Below are 17,828 nucleotides of genomic sequence, written 5' to 3'. Positions count from 1 at the left end.
TTCCTCAAGAGCGTTTTCCGATTCGGGCGGCCTTCTCGGCGTCGTACCACCATAGCGTCGGCAGGCCTGACCTGCCATATTTCGGCAGCGGCTCGGCATGGCTGAAGCGGTCCCATCGAGCGTAGCGCGAGAATGGATAGGTAAACTGGGGCACGACGTAGAAATTCCACAGCAGCACGCGATCGAGCGCGCGCGTCGCCGCGACGAGACCGGCGCGGTCCTTGGCGAAGATCACTTTCTCGATCAATGCATCCACGGCCGGGTTCTTGATGCCGATGGTGTTGCGCGCACCGGGCACGTCGGCCGTCTGCGATCCCCAGAACTCGCGCTGCTCGTTGCCCGGCGAGAGCGACTCGCCCCACTGATCGATGATCATGTCGAAATCGAAGCTGCGCAGCCGGTTCTGATACTGCGCGTCGTCGACCGTGCGAACCGACGTATTGACGCCGATCCGCTCCAGCGACGGCTTGTAGAACAGCGCGATACGCTCGGACGAGGGATCCTGTACCAGGATCTCGACCGTCAGAACCTTGCCCGAGGCGTCGACCAGCTTGTGGTCGCGTACCTCGAAGCCCGCCTCTTTCAGCAGCTTTGCCGCTTCGCGTAAATTGGCGCGCACCGCTTCCGGATTGCCGCCGACCGGATTCTGGTAAGGCGTGGTGAAGACTTCCGGCGGCACCTTGTCCTTCACGGTCTCGAGGATCTGCAATTCCTCACCCTGAGGCAGGCCCGTCGCGGCGAGCTCGGTGCCTTCGAAGTAGCTGTTGATGCGCTTGTACTGACCGAAGAAGAGCTGCTTGTTCATCTCCTCGAAGTCGAAAGCATAGTTGAAGGCCCGCCGCACCCGCGCGTCTTTGAACTGGTCGCGCCTGCTGTTGACCACGAAGGCCTGCATGCGGCCGGAGTCGTTGATCGGAAATTCTTCCTTGACCACCCGCTTCTCGGTGACCGCCGGAAAATCGTAGGCGGTCGCCCATTGCTTGGCGGAATTCTCCGCGATCCAGTCGGCCTGATCGGCCTTGAAGGCTTCCAGCGCGACGATGTTGTCGCGGAAGAACTCGAAGCGCAGCTCGTCGAAATTGTTCTGCCCGATCTGGCTCGGCAAGTTCGCGCCCCAATGGTCCTTGACCCGTTCGAGCTTGATCGAGCGTCCCGCCACGAATTCCTTGATCCGGTATGGACCTGAGCCGAGCGGAATCTCGAGCGTCGTCGCGCCGACGTCTCGCTTCCGTCCCTGCGCGTCGGTACCTTCCCACCAATGCTTCGGCAGCACCGTAAGCTCGCCGACGATGGTGGGCAGTTCCCTGTTGCCGGGACCGTCAAAGGTGAACTTCACGTCGCGCTCGCCGACCTTCTCGGCCTTCACCACGTGCCGGTAGTAAGACCCGTACATCGGGCTCTGCTTCTTCAAAGTCTCCAGCGAGAAGATGACATCCTCAGGCGTCACCGGCTTGCCGTCGTGCCAGCGGGCTTCCTTGCGCAGGCGATAGATCACCCAGGAAAAATCGTCCGGATGCTGGGCAGTTTCGGCAAGCTCACCGTACTGGGTCGCCACCTCGTCCTGCGCGCGTGTCATCAGGGTTTCGTGGATCAGGCCGGCAGCTGGCGCGATCACGCCTTTGATGCCGGCGACCGCAATGTTGAAATTGTCGAAGGTGCCGATCGAGATCATGCGCGCGACGCCGCCCTTCGGCGCGTCCGGATTGACGTAGTCGAAGCGCTTGAAGTCTGCCGGATATTTGATGTCGCCAAACAGGGAGAGACCGTGGCGCCAGGGGAGCTCACTGGCCGATTGCGCCTCGGCGGCTCTGACAATCGGAACACCTGCGGCGGAACCGAGGACGGGGAGCGCAGCAGTCGCAGCGCCGGCTAGCAGAAGATCGCGTCGGGTAATGGCCAAATGAACGTCCCTGTCTGGAAGGAGGTTACCCCTTTAAGGCCCCAATATACGGCAAGGTTTCGACCGATTGTGTTGCTTTTTCCTCATCTTGGAAGCCCGAGGGGACGGTTCGCTGCGGCGAAACGCCCCGATAACAACGCTGCGAGGCGGCCTAGCGGTAGATAAGGAAACGGCCAGGCTTTTCGAGCCTGGCCGCAGGTCGGCATAATTCTTTTGGCGATCTTACTTCGCCGCGGTCGGCAGCGGCTGCGGGCTATCGGCCAGGCTGTTCAGATAGGCAATGACGTCGGCGCGCTCGGAGTCCTTCGGAATGCCGGCGAAGCCCATCGCGGTGCCCGAGATAAAGCCCTTCGGATTGGTGATGAACTTGTTGAGATCGTCGATGGTCCACTCGCCGCCCTTGGCCTTCATGGCGGCGGAGTAGTTGAAGCCGGCCTCGGACGCACGGGCGCGGCCGACGATGCCGAAGAGGTTCGGACCGACGCGATTCGGGCCGCCCTTCTCGAAGGTGTGGCAGGCGCCGCACTTCTTGGCGGCCGAGGCTCCCTTCTCGACGGAGGCGGTCTGGAGCAGCTTCTCGATTGGCTCGGACGGCGCCGCGGCAGCGCCGCCCTCAGCGCCATGGCCAGCCTCTTCCTTCACGGCGATCTCGAAACCGGGCTTCTCAGGCGGTTTCGCAGCGAACAGCGCCTGGGCTGTGAAGCTCGTCACCAGGACGACGAGGCAGGTGCCGAGGATCGCACCGAGGATCTTGTTGAGTTCGAAAGAGTCCATTTCCGGCCAGGCCCCACACCGCAAGAAGGATAAAGCGGCCCCAAGCGGCCGCCAGGACGTGCCTCGGGAGAATCAAATGTTCCTTATCGTTCCCCCGAGTTTTGACATTGAGATATCGGTTTGCCCGTGGTCTGGCAACCCGTATAAACGGCCCCGCTTTCCTTCCATCCCCACCCGATTTCCCGGTGCGGAAAACGCCCCGTTTCCAGGCCCTTGACCCCATGACCGATCCCCGCATTTTAGTGCTGATCCCGGCCCGCATGGCGGCTACCCGCCTGCCCGGTAAGCCGCTGAAGGACATCGCCGGACAGCCGATGATCGTGCATGTGCTGCGGCGGGCCGAAGAGGCCGCGATCGGGCGGGTTGCGGTCGCAACCGACACCCAGGAGATCGCCGACGTCGTCAGCGCGCATGGCGGCGTCGCCGTAATGACCCGCCCTGAGCATCCGTCGGGGTCGGACCGCATCCACGAGGCCATGCAGAAGCTCGATCCCGAAGGCAAAGCCGAAATCGTGGTCAATCTCCAGGGCGATTTCCCGACGATCTCGACCGCCAACATCCGCGACGTGCTGCCTCCACTGGCTGACCCCGCCGTCGATATCGCGACGCTGGCCTCGCAGATCCACACCGAGGAGGAGGATCTCGCCCCGAGCGTGGTGAAGGCGGTGGGAACCTCGCTCGGCGGGCGGCGCATGCGCGCGCTATATTTTACCCGCGCGACCGCCCCTACCGGAGAGGGACCGCGTTACCACCATATCGGCCTCTACGCCTATCGCCGCGCGGCGCTGGAGCGGTTCGTGTCGCTGCCGCCCTCGCCGCTGGAATTGCAGGAGAAGCTGGAGCAGCTTCGGGCGCTGGAGGCCGGCATGCGCATCGACTTCACCATCGTCGATACCGTCCCCCGCGGCGTCGACACTGCGGCGGACTTAGAGACCGCCCGCAGCATCCTTTCCAAATCCTGAGCCGCTGTTACAAGGCCCGACATGAGCAAGATGAAAATCGCATTCCAGGGCGAGCCTGGGGCCAATTCCCACATCGCCATCGACGAGGCCTATCCCGACGCCGAGCCGATGCCGTGCGCGACCTTCGAGGATGCGCTGTCGGCGATCTCCTCGGGCGAGGCCGATCTCGGCATGATCCCGATCGAGAACTCGGTCGCGGGACGCGTCGCCGACATCCATCATTTGCTGCCGGCCTCCGGCCTCTTCATCATCGGCGAGTGGTTTCTGCCGATCCAGCATCAATTGATGGCGGTGAAGGGCACCAGGCTCGAAGACATAAAGAGCGTCGAGAGCCATGTGCACGCGCTCGGCCAGTGCCGCCGCATGATCCGCAAGCTCGGCGTCAAGCCGATCGTGGCGGCCGATACCGCGGGCAGCGCGCGCGATATTTCCGAGCGCAAGGATAAAAGCGTCGCCGCGATCGCCTCGCGGCTTGCCGCAAAGATCTACGGCCTCGACATTCTGGCCGAGGACATCGAGGACGAGGCCCACAACACCACGCGCTTCGTCGTGCTGGCGCGCGAGGCGAAATGGGCCGAGCAGGGTTCGGGCCCGCTGGTCACCTCTTTTGTATTCCGGGTGCGCAACCTGCCGGCGGCGCTCTACAAGGCGCTCGGCGGCTTTGCCACCAATGGCGTCAACATGACCAAGCTCGAAAGCTACATGGTTGACGGCAATTTCTTCGCCACGCAGTTCTACGCCGATGTCGACGGCCATCCCGACGACAAGGGCCTTGCCTTCGCGCTCGAGGAGTTGAAATTCTTCTCGCGCGAATTCCGCATCGTCGGCGTGTATCCGGGGCATCCGTTCCGGGCGACGTTCAGCGAGAAGATGGAGTAGCTATCGTGTCCCGGACGCGCGAAGCGCGAGCCGGGACCCAGGGGCCACGATGGGCCCCGGCTCAGCAGCGCATCACTCCGTGCCGCGCTGCGTCCGGGGCACGATAGCTTCTACGCCGCCTCTCCCTTCACTAGCCCGAACGCGTCGGCCAGCAGCGAATACGACTTCTTCCGCGCGTCGTGGTCATACACGGCCGTGATCACCATCAGCTCGTCCGGCTTGCTCGCGTCGAGCAGCGGCTTCAGCTTCTGCTGCACCGTCGCGGGGCTCCCGACGAAGAGGCGCGAGCGGTTGCGGGCGATCGAGGCACGATCGGCGTCCGTATAGGGATAGGCAAGCGCCTCCTCCACGCTCGGCAGCGGGAGATATTGGCCGCGGTCGCGGCGCAGGCGATTGAGGTCGAAGGACGAAGCGAGCTTTTCCGCCTCCTCGTCGGTATCCGCCGTGACGACTGCCACCGCGAGAATCGCGTGCGGCGTCGCGCGCCAGGCCGACGGCTGGAAACGGTTGCGATAGTGCACCATCGCGTCGATCGCATCATGGCTCGCAAAATGATGCGCGAAGGCGAAGCCCATGCCGACCTGGGCTGCCAATTCCGACGAATAATCGCTCGAGCCGAGCAGCCAGATCGGCGGCAGGGGCGTGTCGTCGGGCATTGCCACGACGTTGTTGTACGGATGGCCTGAGGGGAATTCGCGCGTCTCCCACAGGATCAATTCATGCAGCCGCTCCAGGAAATCGTCGCCCTCGCGGCGGTCGAGCCGGCTCCTGAGCGCGTACGCCGTGGCGCCATCGGTGCCGGGCGCGCGGCCCAGGCCGAGATCGATGCGGCCGGGAAACAGCGCCTCCAGCATCTTGAAACGTTCGGCGACCACCAGCGGTGCATGATTGGGCAGCATCACGCCGCCGGAGCCGACACGGATGTTCTTCGTCACCGCCGCGATCTGCCCGATCATGACGTCAGGCGCGGGGCTCGCGACGGAAGCAAGGTTGTGGTGCTCGGCGAGCCAGTAGCGGACATAGCCGAGCTGATCGACATGGCGCGCGAGATCGATGCTGTTGCGCAGCGCCGCTGCCGGCTTCGTGCCGGACGTGACGACGGAGAGATCGAGGACGGAGAGCGGAATCATGGCCGGTTCAAAGTAGTGCGCAGCGGCGGGGCGGCAATGGCCGGCAGGAGCAGAGCTGACGTGTGCTAGGGCGAGACGGCCGGGGGGATTTGCTCGAAGCCGGTGGGATATCGCAAGCCTCAATCATCAGCGATTCATACTGCCCACCGAGCTTATCAAGATCTCAAAATCTTAAACATCATATAACTCGTTGAAAGCGCGTGCATTTATAGATTTTACCAACTTCCCACCTCAATTGGCTTTGGCACAAAAATGTCGGTTCAGTGAGCAATAGTGGGCGATTTCCCATCACCGATGGGCTGTCGAGAAGATCCCGTTTGGCCTATCTTAGCCTTCCCAAGCTAATCTGCCGCAGTTGCGAAGAGATCTGGAGTGAGTGGTCCCATGACCGAGCCGACGACGCCTGCCCGTAACGGGCAAGACAATGGGCAAGACGGGCACCTCGCCAAGCGTCCGGCGATCTCCTTCGAGTTCTTTCCGCCCAAGACCGAGGAGATGGAGAAGAACCTGTGGGAGACCATCAATCGCCTCGCCCCGCTCGAGCCGAAATTCGTCTCGGTGACCTATGGCGCGGGCGGCTCGACCCGTGAGCGCACCCACGCCACCATCGCCCGCATCCTGAAGGAGACGTCGCTGTTGCCGGCCGCGCACCTCACCTGCGTCGGCGCCTCGCGCGGCGAGATCGACGAGATCGTCGACCGCTACCACGAGGTCGGCGTCCGCCACATCGTGGCCTTGCGCGGCGATCCGCCCGGCGGCATCGGTACGCCCTACTCCACCCATCCCGACGGATACCAGAGTTCGGCCGAGCTCGTTGCCGGTATCAAGAAGCGCCATGCCGATATCGAGGTTTCAGTCTCGGCCTATCCCGAGAAGCACCCCGAAGCGCGTGACTTCGACGCCGACATCGACACGCTGAAGGCCAAGGTCGATGCGGGCGCGACGCGCGCGATCACGCAGGTGTTCTTCGATAACGACCTCTACTTCCGCTATCTCGACCGCGTCCGCGCTCGCGGCATCGAGATTCCGATCGTGCCGGGCATCATGCCCATGCACAATTTCAAGCAGGCCCGCAATTTCGTTACCCGCGCCGGCACCAGCGTGCCGAACTGGCTCGCGGAGAAGTTCGACGGGCTCGACGACGATCCGGAAACGCGCAAGCTCGTCGCAGCGACGGTCGCCGCCGGCCAGGTGCACAAGCTCGCCAAGCACGGCGTCGACACCTTCCATTTCTACACCATGAACCGCGCCGATCTCGTGTTCGCGATCAGCCATTTGCTCGGCATTCGCGCCAAGAGCGCGCAGAAGGCGGCGTAACCGATGACCGTGACCGTTTCCCCGAAGCGTACTGCCCTGCTCGCCGCCGCGCGCGAGCGCATTCTGGTGCTCGACGGCGCCATGGGCACGATGATCCAGGGCCTGCAGTTCGACGAGGCCGCCTTCCGCGGCGAGCGCTTCAAGAATTTTCACCGGGACCTCCGTGGCAACAACGACCTGTTGATCCTCACCCAGCCGCAGGCGATCGAGGACATCCACGCCGCCTATTTGCGCGCCGGCGCCGACATCGTCGCGACCAACACCTTCTCGACGACCTCGATCGCGCAGGCCGATTACGACCTTGCCGAAATCGTCTACGAGATGGCACGCGAAGGCGCGCGCCTCGCCGGCAACGCCGCCAAACGTGTTGAAGCCGAGGACGGCAAGCCGCGCTTCATCGCCGGCGCCATCGGTCCCACCAACCGCACCGCCTCGATCTCGCCTGATGTCGCAAACCCCGGCTACCGCGCCGTCACCTTCGACGACCTGCGCGAGTCCTACGGCGAGCAGATCCGGGGCCTCATCGACGGCGGCGTCGACCTCTTGCTGGTCGAGACCATCTTCGACACGCTGAACGCCAAGGCCGCGCTCTATGCGATCGCCGAGATCACGGAAGAACGCGGCATCGACATGCCCGTGATGGTCTCAGGCACCATCACCGACAAGTCCGGCCGCCTGCTGTCGGGACAGATGCCGGAGGCGTTCTGGAATTCGGTGCGGCACGCAAAGCCCATCACCATCGGCTTCAACTGCGCGCTCGGCGCGGAAGACCTGCGCGCGCATATCGCGGACATTGGCCGCGTCGCCGACACCCTTGTGTGTGCCTATCCCAATGCCGGCCTGCCCAACGAGTTCGGCCAGTATGACGAGACGCCGGAATATATGGCCCGCCTGGTCGGCGAGTTCGCGCGTGATGGTCTCGTCAACATCGTCGGTGGCTGCTGCGGCACCACGCCGGAGCACATCGCGGCGATTGCGGCTGCGGTGGCGCCGCACAAGCCGCGCCTTGTGCCGGCGATCGAGCCGCGCTTAAGGCTCTCCGGCCTCGAGCCGTTCGTGCTGACGGATGCGATCCCCTTCGTCAACGTCGGCGAGCGCACCAACGTCACGGGTTCGGCCCGCTTCCGTAAATTGATCACGGCCGGCGACTACACGGCCGCGCTCCAGGTCGCGCGCGATCAGGTCGAGAACGGCGCGGTAGTTATCGACGTCAACATGGACGAGGGTCTTCTGGACTCGGAAGCCGCGATGCGGACCTTCCTCAACCTCGTCGCCGCCGAGCCCGACATCGCCCGCGTGCCCGTGATGGTCGACTCCTCGAAATTCTCGGTCATCGAGGCCGGGCTGAAATGCGTGCAGGGCAAGCCGGTCGTCAACTCGATCTCGATGAAGGAAGGCGAAGAGAAGTTCATCCTTGAAGCCAAGATCGCGCGGCGCCACGGCGCGGCTGTCGTGGTGATGGCATTCGACGAGGTCGGCCAGGCCGATACGTTCGCGCGCAAGACCGAGATCTGCAAGCGCGCCTACGACATCCTGGTGAACCGCGTCGGTTTCCCGCCCGAAGACATCATCTTCGATCCCAACATCTTTGCGATCGCGACGGGCATCGAGGAGCACAACAATTACGGCGTCGACTTCATCGAGGCGACGCGCTGGATCCGCCAGAATCTACCCGGCGCGCACATCTCGGGCGGTGTCTCCAACCTGTCCTTCTCGTTCCGCGGCAACGAGCCGGTGCGCGAGGCCATGCATTCGGTGTTCCTGTATCATGCCATCAAGGCCGGCATGGACATGGGCATCGTCAATGCCGGGCAAATGATCGTCTATGACGACATCGATCCGGAGCTGCGCCAGGTTTGCGAGGACGTGGTCCTCAATCGCGATCCCGGCGCGTCCGAGCGGCTGCTCGCGCTTGCCGAAAAATTTCGCGGCAAGAAGACCGAGAGCAAGGAAGCCGATCTCGCCTGGCGCGAATGGCCGGTCGAGAAGCGCCTGTCGCACGCCCTCGTGCATGGCATCACCGAGTTCATCGAGCAGGATACCGAAGAAGCCCGCAAGGCGTCCTCGCGCCCGCTCGACGTGATCGAAGGCCCGTTGATGGCCGGCATGAACGTGGTCGGCGATCTCTTCGGCGACGGCAAGATGTTTTTGCCGCAGGTCGTGAAATCGGCGCGCGTGATGAAGCAGGCGGTCGCCTGGCTGATGCCGTTCATGGAGGAGGAGAAGGCGCGCAACCTCGCGAGCGGCATCGGCGGCGATACCAACTCGTCCGCGGGCAAGATCGTGCTCGCGACCGTGAAGGGCGACGTCCACGACATCGGCAAGAACATCGTCGGCATCGTGCTCCAGTGCAACAATTTTGAGGTCATCGACCTCGGCGTGATGGTGCCGGCCGCAAAGATCGTCGAGACCGTGAAGGCGGAGAAGGCCGACATCGTCGGCCTGTCCGGCCTGATCACGCCCTCGCTCGACGAGATGGCGTTCTTCGCCGGCGAATTGCAGCGCGAAGGCTTGAAGCTGCCGCTGCTGATCGGCGGCGCCACGACCAGCCGCGTGCACACGGCCGTCAAGATCGACCCGAACTACAGGGCCGGCCCCGTCGTGCATGTCAATGACGCCAGCCGCGCCGTCGGCGTCGCCTCCTCGCTGCTCTCGCCCGAGAAACGCGAGACCTATGCCGCCGAAGTGCGCGCCGAATACGCAAAAATTTCGGAGGCGCATCTGCGCGCGCAGGCCGACAAGAAGCGGTTGAAGCTTGCCGATGCCCGCGCCAACCGCGTGCCGGTCGATTTCGTCGCGACGAAGCCGGTGAAGCCGACCTTCCTCGGCATCAGGACGTTTGACGATTACGATCTCGCCGAGCTCGTCGACTGCATCGACTGGACGCCGTTCTTCCAGACCTGGGAGCTTGCCGGTCGCTTCCCGGCGATCCTCGACGACCCCAAGGTTGGCGAGGTCGCGCGCTCGCTCTATGACGACGCGCGCAAGATGCTCGACCTCATCGTCAAGCAAAACTGGTTCCGGGCGCGCGCCACGATCGGCTTCTGGCCGGCGAACGCGCAAGGCGATGACGTCGTGCTCTACGCCGACGAGAGCCGGACGAAGAAGATCGCGACGCTGCACACGCTGCGCCAGCAGCTCGAGAAGCGCGAGGGCCGATTCAACGCGGCGCTGTCCGACTTCGTTGCGCCTGCGGGGTCGGGCGTGCCGGACTACATCGGTGGCTTCGTCGTCACCGCCGGCATTGGCGAGGATGCGGTCGCCGACCACTTCAAGAAGGCCAATGACGATTACTCCTCGATCCTGTGCAAGGCGCTGGCCGATCGCCTGGCCGAAGCCTTCGCCGAGCGCATGCACGCCCGCGTGCGCCGCGAGTTCTGGGCCTATGCCCCGGACGAGAAACTCTCAAACGAGGAGCTGATCCTCGAAAAATATCAGGGCATCCGCCCTGCCCCCGGCTATCCAGCGCAACCCGACCACACCGAGAAGAAGACGCTGTTCGCCCTGCTCGATGCGGAGAACACCGCCGGCGTGAAGCTGACCGAGAGCTTTGCGATGTGGCCGGGCAGTAGCGTGAGCGGGCTCTATTTTGCGAATCCCGAGAGCTATTATTTCGGCGTCGGCAAGATCGAGCGCGACCAGGTCGAGGATTATGCGGCACGCAAGGACATGAGCGTTGCCGAGGTCGAGCGCTGGCTGGCGCCGATTTTGAACTACATCCCGGCGCAGCAGGAGCCTAACAAGGCCTTCGCGGCAACGCCCGCGAACGACGAGACGTCAAATGACCTCGCCTCGCATCCGCCGGGCTGCACCTGTGCGGTACATCTCGTCTGGCAGAAGAAGCGCGCGGGAGCGGGGTAAGCGCACCACATCTCCGCTGTCGTCCTGGCGAAAGCCAGGACCCATACCGCGGGATCTATCGACCGCGGCGGTCGGAGTACCGAGCTACTTCGCCAAACTCCTCCCTGGGGTAATGGGTCCCGGCCCCAGTGCGCAATTGCGCACGAGGCCGGGACGACGTTGTGGTGAACAGGGTGCCGACCATCATGATCGCCGGGTGATGGTCGCAGATAGAGATGCGCCGACACCTCCCAGACCAAAAAAGTGAAAAACAACCCCATGCAAAGTAGAAAATTGCGGGGCCGACCAACTACGCATTTCCCGAAATTGCTTGACTCGTCGGGCAAATCACCGGCAATATGTCATCATTGCGAACTGCGCCGGATGGACCCGCGCCGCAGCATCGAGAGCAACGGCGCAGACTGATTGAAACCAGGTTCCTCGGGCGCTACTTTGCGATCTCTGAGCTCATTGTTGAAGAGGTGCTTCCGATGACGAGGTTTGCATTCTCATTTGCAGCAGCTTGTGTGCTCCTGCTTCATGCGGGCGAAGCTGGTGCGCAGAGCCTCACGCTGAGCAGCCCGGACATCAGCGAAGGCGCCACGATTGCCGGCGAACATGTATTCAAAGGCTTTGGCTGTACCGGCAACAACACCTCTCCGGCCTTGAGCTGGAGCGGTGCTCCGGCGGGCACCAAGAGCTTCGCCGTGGCGATACATGATCCTGATGCGCCGACCGGCAGCGGCTGGTGGCATTGGGTCGTCTTCAATCTTCCGCCATCCGTCACTGCGCTTCCCAAGGGGGCCGGCGATCCAAAGAAGAAGCTGATGCCGAAAGGGGCGATCCAGAGCCGCACGGACTTCGGCAGCGACGGCTATGGCGGACCATGCCCGCCGCCCGGCGACAAGCCGCACCGCTATCAGATCACCGTATTCGCCGTTGACGTCGATAAGCTTCCGAACGCCAAGGACCATTCAGCATCCGCGGCACTGGTGGGTTTCGATCTGCACTTCCATACGCTCGGAAAGGCTACCCTGACCGGTCTCTACGGCCGGTGACGGGAGGCGACGGGCGCGGTGCGCATCCGCTCGCTACGCGCGTAGGGTGGGTTAGCGTCAGCGTAACCCACCTCTTTGCTTTCCGCGCATTGAGAGACGTTGTGGGTTACGCTTCGCTAACCCACCCTACGAACCTGCGCTCGCTCACCCCTTGGGCGGCGCCAGCGGCTGGACGATCTCCTTGAACGGCGCCAACGCCTCGCAGCGCTCGGAATGCGCTGACAGTGCCGGATAGCGGGCGGGATCGAAGAGCTGCGGGTGCGCTTCGCGGGTGAAGCGGACGACGCAGGCGACCACGACGTCGGCGTGGCCGATGCGATCACCCAGCCAGTACGGCGTCGTTACTTTCGCGCGCTCGGTTTCCAGCACCTTCAACACATCGGCGATTTGCGCCTGGCAGCGCTCGACCCACAGCACGAGCTGTTCTTTTCGCAACACGCGCTCATAGAGCAGGCTGACTGCCTTGTCGCCGAGGCCGCTCGCCAGCGCACAAACGCGCAGATGCCGCCGCCGCTCGACACCGCTGCGCGGCAGCATCGCCTTCTCTGGCCCGGCGAGATCGTCGAGGTAGTCGAGAATGATCGTGCTCTCGATCAGCCCCTCGCCATCGTCGAGCACCAGCGTCGGCACGCGGCGCAAAGGATTGTACGGCGCGATCTTGTCGGCATCGCCGAACGTCGACCACGGCCTGTGCTCGAAGGCGATACCGTAAAGCTTCAACGCAATCGCGACACGGCGGACGAAGGGGGAATCATACTGGCCGATCAGGAACATGGTCTGCGCTCTTTCTCGTTGGCGCGGCAGGGCCGGCCAGTTCATCGCCAATGCGCGCGGCTGACAAGGAAAATCTTGGAAAGGGAGCATTGCGCCGGCTGCAACGAGCGTGGCTCAATGGACGACAGCACCGTCGGGAGGCTCAGAGGTGTTTTGAGTGCGTCGTAGCTCGCAAGAGTGTAGCGACATGCGGGAAAGTCTTGCGGCAGCTCCCGGATATCGCTGCGCTCATCCGGGCTACAGGTCTCGGCCGATCACTCGATGACCGGCACATGCCTCGCCGCCGTTCGCGGCACCGTGCCATCGAGGCGCGGATCGTCGGCGATCTCGATCTGGCGGCGGAAAGCTCGGAAGCCGGAGCGCTGGTAGAAGGCGAGCGCTGAGGGGTGATCGAAGGTGCAGGTGTGCACCCAGACGCGCCTGATCTCCTGCGACCAGGCGCGTTCGAGCGCGCGGTTCATCAGCCAGCGGCCTGCGCCGGTGCCGATGAGTTTTGCGGTGACGCCGAAGAACACGATCTCGCATTGGCCCGCCTCACGGAAGTCGAGCTCGAGCAGGCCTTCTTCGCGGCCATCAGCGACGAGCGCATAGATCTCGACACGCGGCGACTGCACGATCGCCGCAAGCTCCGCATCCGGCATGCGCAGGCGCGAGAACCATAGCCAGTCCTCGCCAACCCGCGCATAGAGTGCGCGAAACCAGTCGAGACCGGGCTGCTCGACCGGGCGCAACCTCCAGGCGCCCACCGGATCGTCGCGCAGCGGCGGCCGCGCGGTCATCTCCAGATGCGTGACGACCGCGGCGATCTTCCCGCTCGGCACGTCTGAATAGCCGTCGGGGAGGATCATTCGCCGCTCACTCGCCCTCGTCGCTCGCCAGCACGCCCTTCACCGCGCGCGCCCAGCCGGCAAGCTTCCGCTCGCGCGTCGCCTGGCTCATGTTCGGCTTGAAGCGGTGCTCGAGGCGCCAGTTGTCGGCGAACTGCGTCGGCTCGGGATAGACGCCGGCGTTGAGGCCGGCGAGATATGCGGCGCCCAGCGCCGTCGTCTCCTGGATAACGGGGCGGTCGACCGGCGCGTCGAGGAGATCGGCGAGACGCTGCATGGTCCAGTCGGAGGCGGTCATGCCGCCGTCGACGCGCAAGACCACGCTCGCCGTTTCCGAGCTCGGCCAATCCGCGCGCATTGCGGCCCAGAGATCGAAGGTCTGGTAGCAGACGCTTTCCAGCGCGGCATGGGCGAGTTCGGCCGGGCCGGTGTTGCGGGTCAGGCCGAACAGTGCGCCGCGCACGCGCGGGTTCCAATACGGCGCGCCCATGCCGACGAAGGCCGGCACGAGATAGACGCTCTGCATGGAATCGGACTGGTCGGCGAGCGGGCCGGTCTCGGCCGCGTGCTTGATGATGCCGAGGCCATCGCGCAGCCATTGCACCGCGCTGCCGGCAACGAAGATCGAGCCTTCGAGCGCGTAGGTGCGTTTTCCGCCGAGCTGATAGGCGATGGTGGTCAGCAGCTTGTTCTTCGAGGCCACCGGCGTGGTGCCGGTGTTGAGCAGGGCAAAGCAGCCGGTGCCGTAGGTCGACTTCATCATGCCCGGGCGGAAGCAGGCCTGGCCGATGGTCGCTGCCTGCTGGTCGCCGGCGATGCCGCAGATCGGAATCGCGCCGCCGAACAGGTCGGGGGTGGTCTCGCCGAAACGGGCGGAAGAATCCTTCACTTCGGGGAGCATCGAGCGCGGCACGCCGATGAGCTCGAGCAGTTCGTCGTCCCATTCGCCGGTGTGGATGTTGAACAGCAGCGTGCGCGAGGCGTTGGTCGCATCCGTTGCATGCACCTTGCCGCCGGTGAGCCGCCAGAGCAGGTAGCAATCGACCGTGCCGAACATCAGTTCGCCGCGCGCGGCCCGCGCACGGGCGCCGGGGACGTTGTCGAGGATCCAGGCGACCTTGGTGCCGGAGAAATAGGGATCGATGATCAGGCCGGTCTTGTCTGAGATCCGGGGCTCGTGACCTTCGGCCTTCAGCTTCGAGCAGACATCGGCAGTGCGGCGGTCCTGCCAGACGATGGCGCGGTGTACGGCCTGGCCGGTGGCGCGGTCCCACACCACGGTGGTCTCGCGCTGGTTGGTGATGCCGATCGCGGCAACGTCCTTGGCCGTGACGCCGGCGCTCTGGAGCGCGTCGCGACAGACCATCACGGTCGAGGTCCAGATGTCCTCCGGCTCATGCTCGACCCAGCCCGAGGCCGGAAAATGCTGCGGAAACTCCTGCTGCGCCTTCGCCGCGATGGAAATATCGCTGCGAAACACGATGGCACGCGAGGAGGTGGTGCCCTGATCGATGGCGAGAACGAAAGACATGAATGTTGACCTTGGCGATTCCGGTATCCCGGGAGGGTTATTGTGTCGCGGCTAAAGGGAGCGGATTGGGACGGGAAGGTCAAGACCGCCTTGTTCCATCGAAGCAAGCGCCTGTCCCGCCCTGCCGCAAGGCTAAAGCGCGATGAGATTTGGATGAATCGTTATCGCGCTTTAGGTCATTGTTTGAGCATGATCTTTTCGGAAAACCGCTTCGCACATCGCGCTAACGCGGCCCTTCGGGTCCGGATCATTCCCCAGGACGGCGGGAGCGAAAGTGTAACTTGCCGGGACCGGCAAACGGGGCGGCATGACCTTCACGTCTCTTCAGTTCGGCGTTTTCGTCGCGGTCGTATTCGGCGCCTACTATTTGCCGCCCTTGCGCCACGTCCAGGTCCAGCTCCTCGTGCTCGCGAGCGTGTTCTTCTACGGCTTCGGCCAGCCGGAGCTCCTGCCGCTGCTGCTCGTTGCGGTGCTCGGCACCTGGGTCTGCCTGGTGCTGGCGTTCGACAACCGCGCGGTGTGGATGCCGGCGGGGATCATCTTCAATCTCGGGCTGCTCGCGTTCTTCAAGTACAAGTTCCTGTTCGTCGACGCCGCCTCGGCTCATCCGATCGGATTCGCGCCGGTGGATTTCCTGCTGCGGCTGCCGCTGCCGATCGGCATTTCGTTCTTCGTCTTCCACAACATCAGCCTGCTGGTCGACCTGACGCGCGAAAAACGCCCGCCGCCGCTGCGTGACGTCTTCCTCTACATCATCTTCTTTCCGCAGCTCGTCTCCGGCCCGATCACGCGTGCGGGCCAGTTCATGCCGCAGATCGCGCCCAAGCACCTTGCCGACGTCGCCTTCGTGGAGGCGGCCAAATGGATTCTGACCGGCTATTTCTTCAAGCTCTATGTGGCGAACAACCTCAACGAGATGACGTCCTATATGGACTTTCCGCTCTATGAGACGGTGCGCACACAGGATCGCTGGCTGCTGGTGTTCTTGTACGGTTACCAGATCTATGCCGACTTCTTCGGCTATTCGGCGATCGCGCTCGGCCTCGGGCTTTTGTTCGGATACCGCCTGCCGGTCAATTTCGACCTGCCCTACATCTCGGCCTCGTTCTCCGAATTCTGGACGCGCTGGCACATTTCGCTGTCCAATTGGCTCAAGACCTATCTCTACATCCCGCTGGGCGGCAACCGAAAGGGCGTGGTGCGAACCTGTCTCAACCTGATGATCGTGATGACGCTCGGCGGACTCTGGCACGGCGCGAGCCTGAGCTACGCGCTGTGGGGCACGCTGCACGGGCTTCTGCTCGTCATCGAGCGGCCGTTTCTGAAGGTCCTGGGCAGTGCCGGATCACTCGTGCGGCTGCTCCGCATGGGCATCGTGTTCCTGTGCGTGACGATGCTCTGGATCTTCTTCAAGCTGCCGAACTTCGATCACGCACTCGGCTATCTCCACGGCATGTTCACGCCGACGACCAATCCCAATCCGACGAAGCTGTTCTACAATCTGGCCCTGCTCTACAGCCTTCCCGTGATCATCCAGCATCTCGGTATCGGCGCGATCGTCGAGGGCCGACTGCGACGATGGGAGCCCTATCTCTATGGCGCGCTCGCGGCCCTTGCTTTTCTCGAGGCGGGCCCCGACGCCGCCTTCATCTATTTCCAGTTCTGATCATGCCGCAGACCTCGCCACTTCCATGGCTGGTTCGATGCGCCGCTACAGCGGCGGCGCTGCTGTTGGCCTGCGGTCTTGCGACGGCATGGATCGGCGCGGCGCTTCAGCAGCCGGCGGTCACGACCCGTGACGGCAGCCTCATCACCCTCAACCGTTATGTGAGGGAGCCCGTGCCTGACGTCGTGCTGGTCGGCAGCTCGGTCACCTGGCGTCTCAAGGAGGAATATTTCTCACGTCCCCGCGTACGCAATCTTGCGCTGGCCGGCGGCTCTCCAGTGACCGGCCTCGAGATCGTCGCGAAGCAACCGCGCCTGCCGAAAATCATCCTGATCGAGACCAACGTTCTCTCGCGCGCCGTCGACGGCGCGCTGGTTGAACGGTTCACCGGTGTCGAACGGGCGGGCGCGTTGTTTCTCCGTCCGGTGCGAACGGCGATCGCGGCGTTTGAGACCCTTAATCACGCGCCGCCGGATGCCGCGAAGGCGCGCGCCGAGCGCGAGGACCTGCTGAGCCAGTCGCCCTCCGGCTTCGACAACCACGTCTATGTCGAGCGCGCCGTAGGGGAGATGAACGCGGAGGAGCCGTCTGCCCGCGCCAAGGACAATGCGACGCTCATCAAACAACTCATCGGCGAGATCGAGCGCCGCGGCGGGCGCGCTTTTCTGATCGCCGTTCCGTTCTCGCCGGAGATCGAAGCGACGAGCTCCGTCAGGGCGACCAGGACGATCGTGCAAGACGCCTTCCCGGATCAAGGCGCATGGCTGGCGATCGACGCACCACTCTCGGAGCTGCGCTGGGCCGATGGCGTCCACCTCGACGAGCGCTCCGCCCTGATCGTCGCGTGCGCGATCGAGAAGGCGTTGGCGGAACGCTAGCTGCATCGCGTGGGTGGGCACGCAGTCGTCGATGACGATACGATTGCGACCTTGCCGGTGAGATCGAACGGAGATTTTTGCTGGGCTCCCTGGCTCAGCTCGTTCGACCGTCATCGCCCGGCTTGATGTTTAGTCCGGGGACATGGCTGACACCTGTTCGGACACATCACTGACAGGTTGGCCATTGGTCAAGTCGATTGCTGCGACCTGCCAGCTGGCAAAGAAGATTCCGTAGTGGCCATCGCGATCGAGGGGGCGGATGGCCAGGCGCTCGCGAGCGAAGGCCTGGGGG

At 63.8% G+C, this 17,828-nt stretch carries 13 protein-coding genes and 1 pseudogene; 7 read left to right on the top strand and 7 right to left on the bottom strand.

All coding sequences use genetic code 11. The annotated features are described in order from the left end of the window. Positions 1-4: 4 nt before the first annotated feature. Both YUU_RS0106480 and YUU_RS0106475 read right to left on the bottom strand, forming a co-directional pair. Positions 5-1,900, bottom strand: a complete 1,896-nt coding sequence (locus tag YUU_RS0106480; protein ID WP_027521672.1) for an extracellular solute-binding protein — start codon at positions 1,898-1,900, stop codon at positions 5-7. Between the two features lie 222 nt (positions 1,901-2,122). Continuing rightward, positions 2,123-2,674, bottom strand: coding sequence for a cytochrome c family protein (locus YUU_RS0106475; protein WP_027521671.1), 552 nt, complete (start codon positions 2,672-2,674; stop codon positions 2,123-2,125). A 221-nt stretch (positions 2,675-2,895) separates the two neighbouring features. Here YUU_RS0106475 and YUU_RS0106470 point away from each other — a divergent pair, with 221 nt between their 5' ends. Both YUU_RS0106470 and YUU_RS0106465 read left to right on the top strand, forming a co-directional pair. Then, the gene (locus YUU_RS0106470; protein WP_027521670.1) at positions 2,896-3,636 is read left to right on the top strand and encodes a 3-deoxy-manno-octulosonate cytidylyltransferase; all 741 of its coding nucleotides are present in this window, start codon (positions 2,896-2,898) and stop codon (positions 3,634-3,636) included. Between the two features lie 21 nt (positions 3,637-3,657). Beyond that, complete coding sequence (locus tag YUU_RS0106465; RefSeq protein ID WP_027521669.1) at positions 3,658-4,515, top strand: prephenate dehydratase; 858 nt, start codon at positions 3,658-3,660, stop codon at positions 4,513-4,515. A gap of 110 nt (positions 4,516-4,625) precedes the next feature. On the opposite strand, the gene YUU_RS0106460 is transcribed toward YUU_RS0106465, so the two are convergent. Then, on the bottom strand, positions 4,626-5,645 hold the full coding sequence (locus YUU_RS0106460) for an LLM class flavin-dependent oxidoreductase (protein ID WP_027521668.1): 1,020 nt from the start codon (positions 5,643-5,645) through the stop codon (positions 4,626-4,628). Between the two features lie 384 nt (positions 5,646-6,029). Between YUU_RS0106460 and metF the strand changes: the two genes are divergently transcribed. The 3 genes from metF to YUU_RS0106445 all read left to right on the top strand — a co-directional run bounded on the left by metF (position 6,030) and on the right by YUU_RS0106445 (position 11,860). Then, complete coding sequence (metF, locus tag YUU_RS0106455) at positions 6,030-6,962, top strand: methylenetetrahydrofolate reductase [NAD(P)H] (protein ID WP_027521667.1); 933 nt, start codon at positions 6,030-6,032, stop codon at positions 6,960-6,962. A gap of 3 nt (positions 6,963-6,965) precedes the next feature. After that, entirely contained in the window at positions 6,966-10,823 is a 3,858-nt protein-coding gene (metH, locus tag YUU_RS0106450) for a methionine synthase (protein ID WP_027521666.1), read from the top strand. Positions 10,824-11,293: 470 nt separating this feature from the next. Continuing rightward, entirely contained in the window at positions 11,294-11,860 is a 567-nt protein-coding gene (locus YUU_RS0106445) for a YbhB/YbcL family Raf kinase inhibitor-like protein (protein ID WP_027521665.1), read from the top strand. Positions 11,861-12,004: 144 nt separating this feature from the next. Here YUU_RS0106445 and YUU_RS0106440 read toward each other — a convergent pair whose 3' ends face one another. The 3 genes from YUU_RS0106440 to glpK form a co-directional block, all read right to left on the bottom strand. Beyond that, positions 12,005-12,634, bottom strand: coding sequence for a glutathione S-transferase family protein (locus YUU_RS0106440; protein WP_027521664.1), 630 nt, complete (start codon positions 12,632-12,634; stop codon positions 12,005-12,007). A gap of 254 nt (positions 12,635-12,888) precedes the next feature. Next, positions 12,889-13,482: a GNAT family N-acetyltransferase gene (locus YUU_RS0106435; RefSeq protein WP_027521663.1), complete on the bottom strand. Its 594-nt coding sequence runs from the start codon at positions 13,480-13,482 to the stop codon at positions 12,889-12,891. 7 nt (positions 13,483-13,489) lie between these two features. Next, the gene (gene glpK / locus YUU_RS0106430; RefSeq protein WP_027521662.1) at positions 13,490-14,992 is read right to left on the bottom strand and encodes a glycerol kinase GlpK; all 1,503 of its coding nucleotides are present in this window, start codon (positions 14,990-14,992) and stop codon (positions 13,490-13,492) included. Positions 14,993-15,299: 307 nt separating this feature from the next. On the opposite strand from glpK, the gene YUU_RS0106425 reads away from it, so the two are divergent. Continuing rightward, the gene (locus YUU_RS0106425) at positions 15,300-16,658 is read left to right on the top strand and encodes an MBOAT family protein (protein WP_027521661.1); all 1,359 of its coding nucleotides are present in this window, start codon (positions 15,300-15,302) and stop codon (positions 16,656-16,658) included. Positions 16,659-16,660: 2 nt separating this feature from the next. Continuing rightward, on the top strand, positions 16,661-17,536 hold the full coding sequence (locus YUU_RS0106420) for a hypothetical protein (protein ID WP_027521660.1): 876 nt from the start codon (positions 16,661-16,663) through the stop codon (positions 17,534-17,536). A 129-nt stretch (positions 17,537-17,665) separates the two neighbouring features. On the opposite strand, the pseudogene YUU_RS58390 reads toward YUU_RS0106420, so the two are convergent. Further along, positions 17,666-17,828 (bottom strand): annotated as a pseudogene (locus YUU_RS58390) (IS481 family transposase); the annotation flags it as partial.

Source organism: Bradyrhizobium sp. Ec3.3 (genome assembly GCF_000472925.1).
Lineage (GTDB): Bacteria > Pseudomonadota > Alphaproteobacteria > Rhizobiales > Xanthobacteraceae > Bradyrhizobium.
Note: the sequence above shows the minus strand (reverse complement) of the source record. Positions and strands in the feature narration are given on the sequence as shown.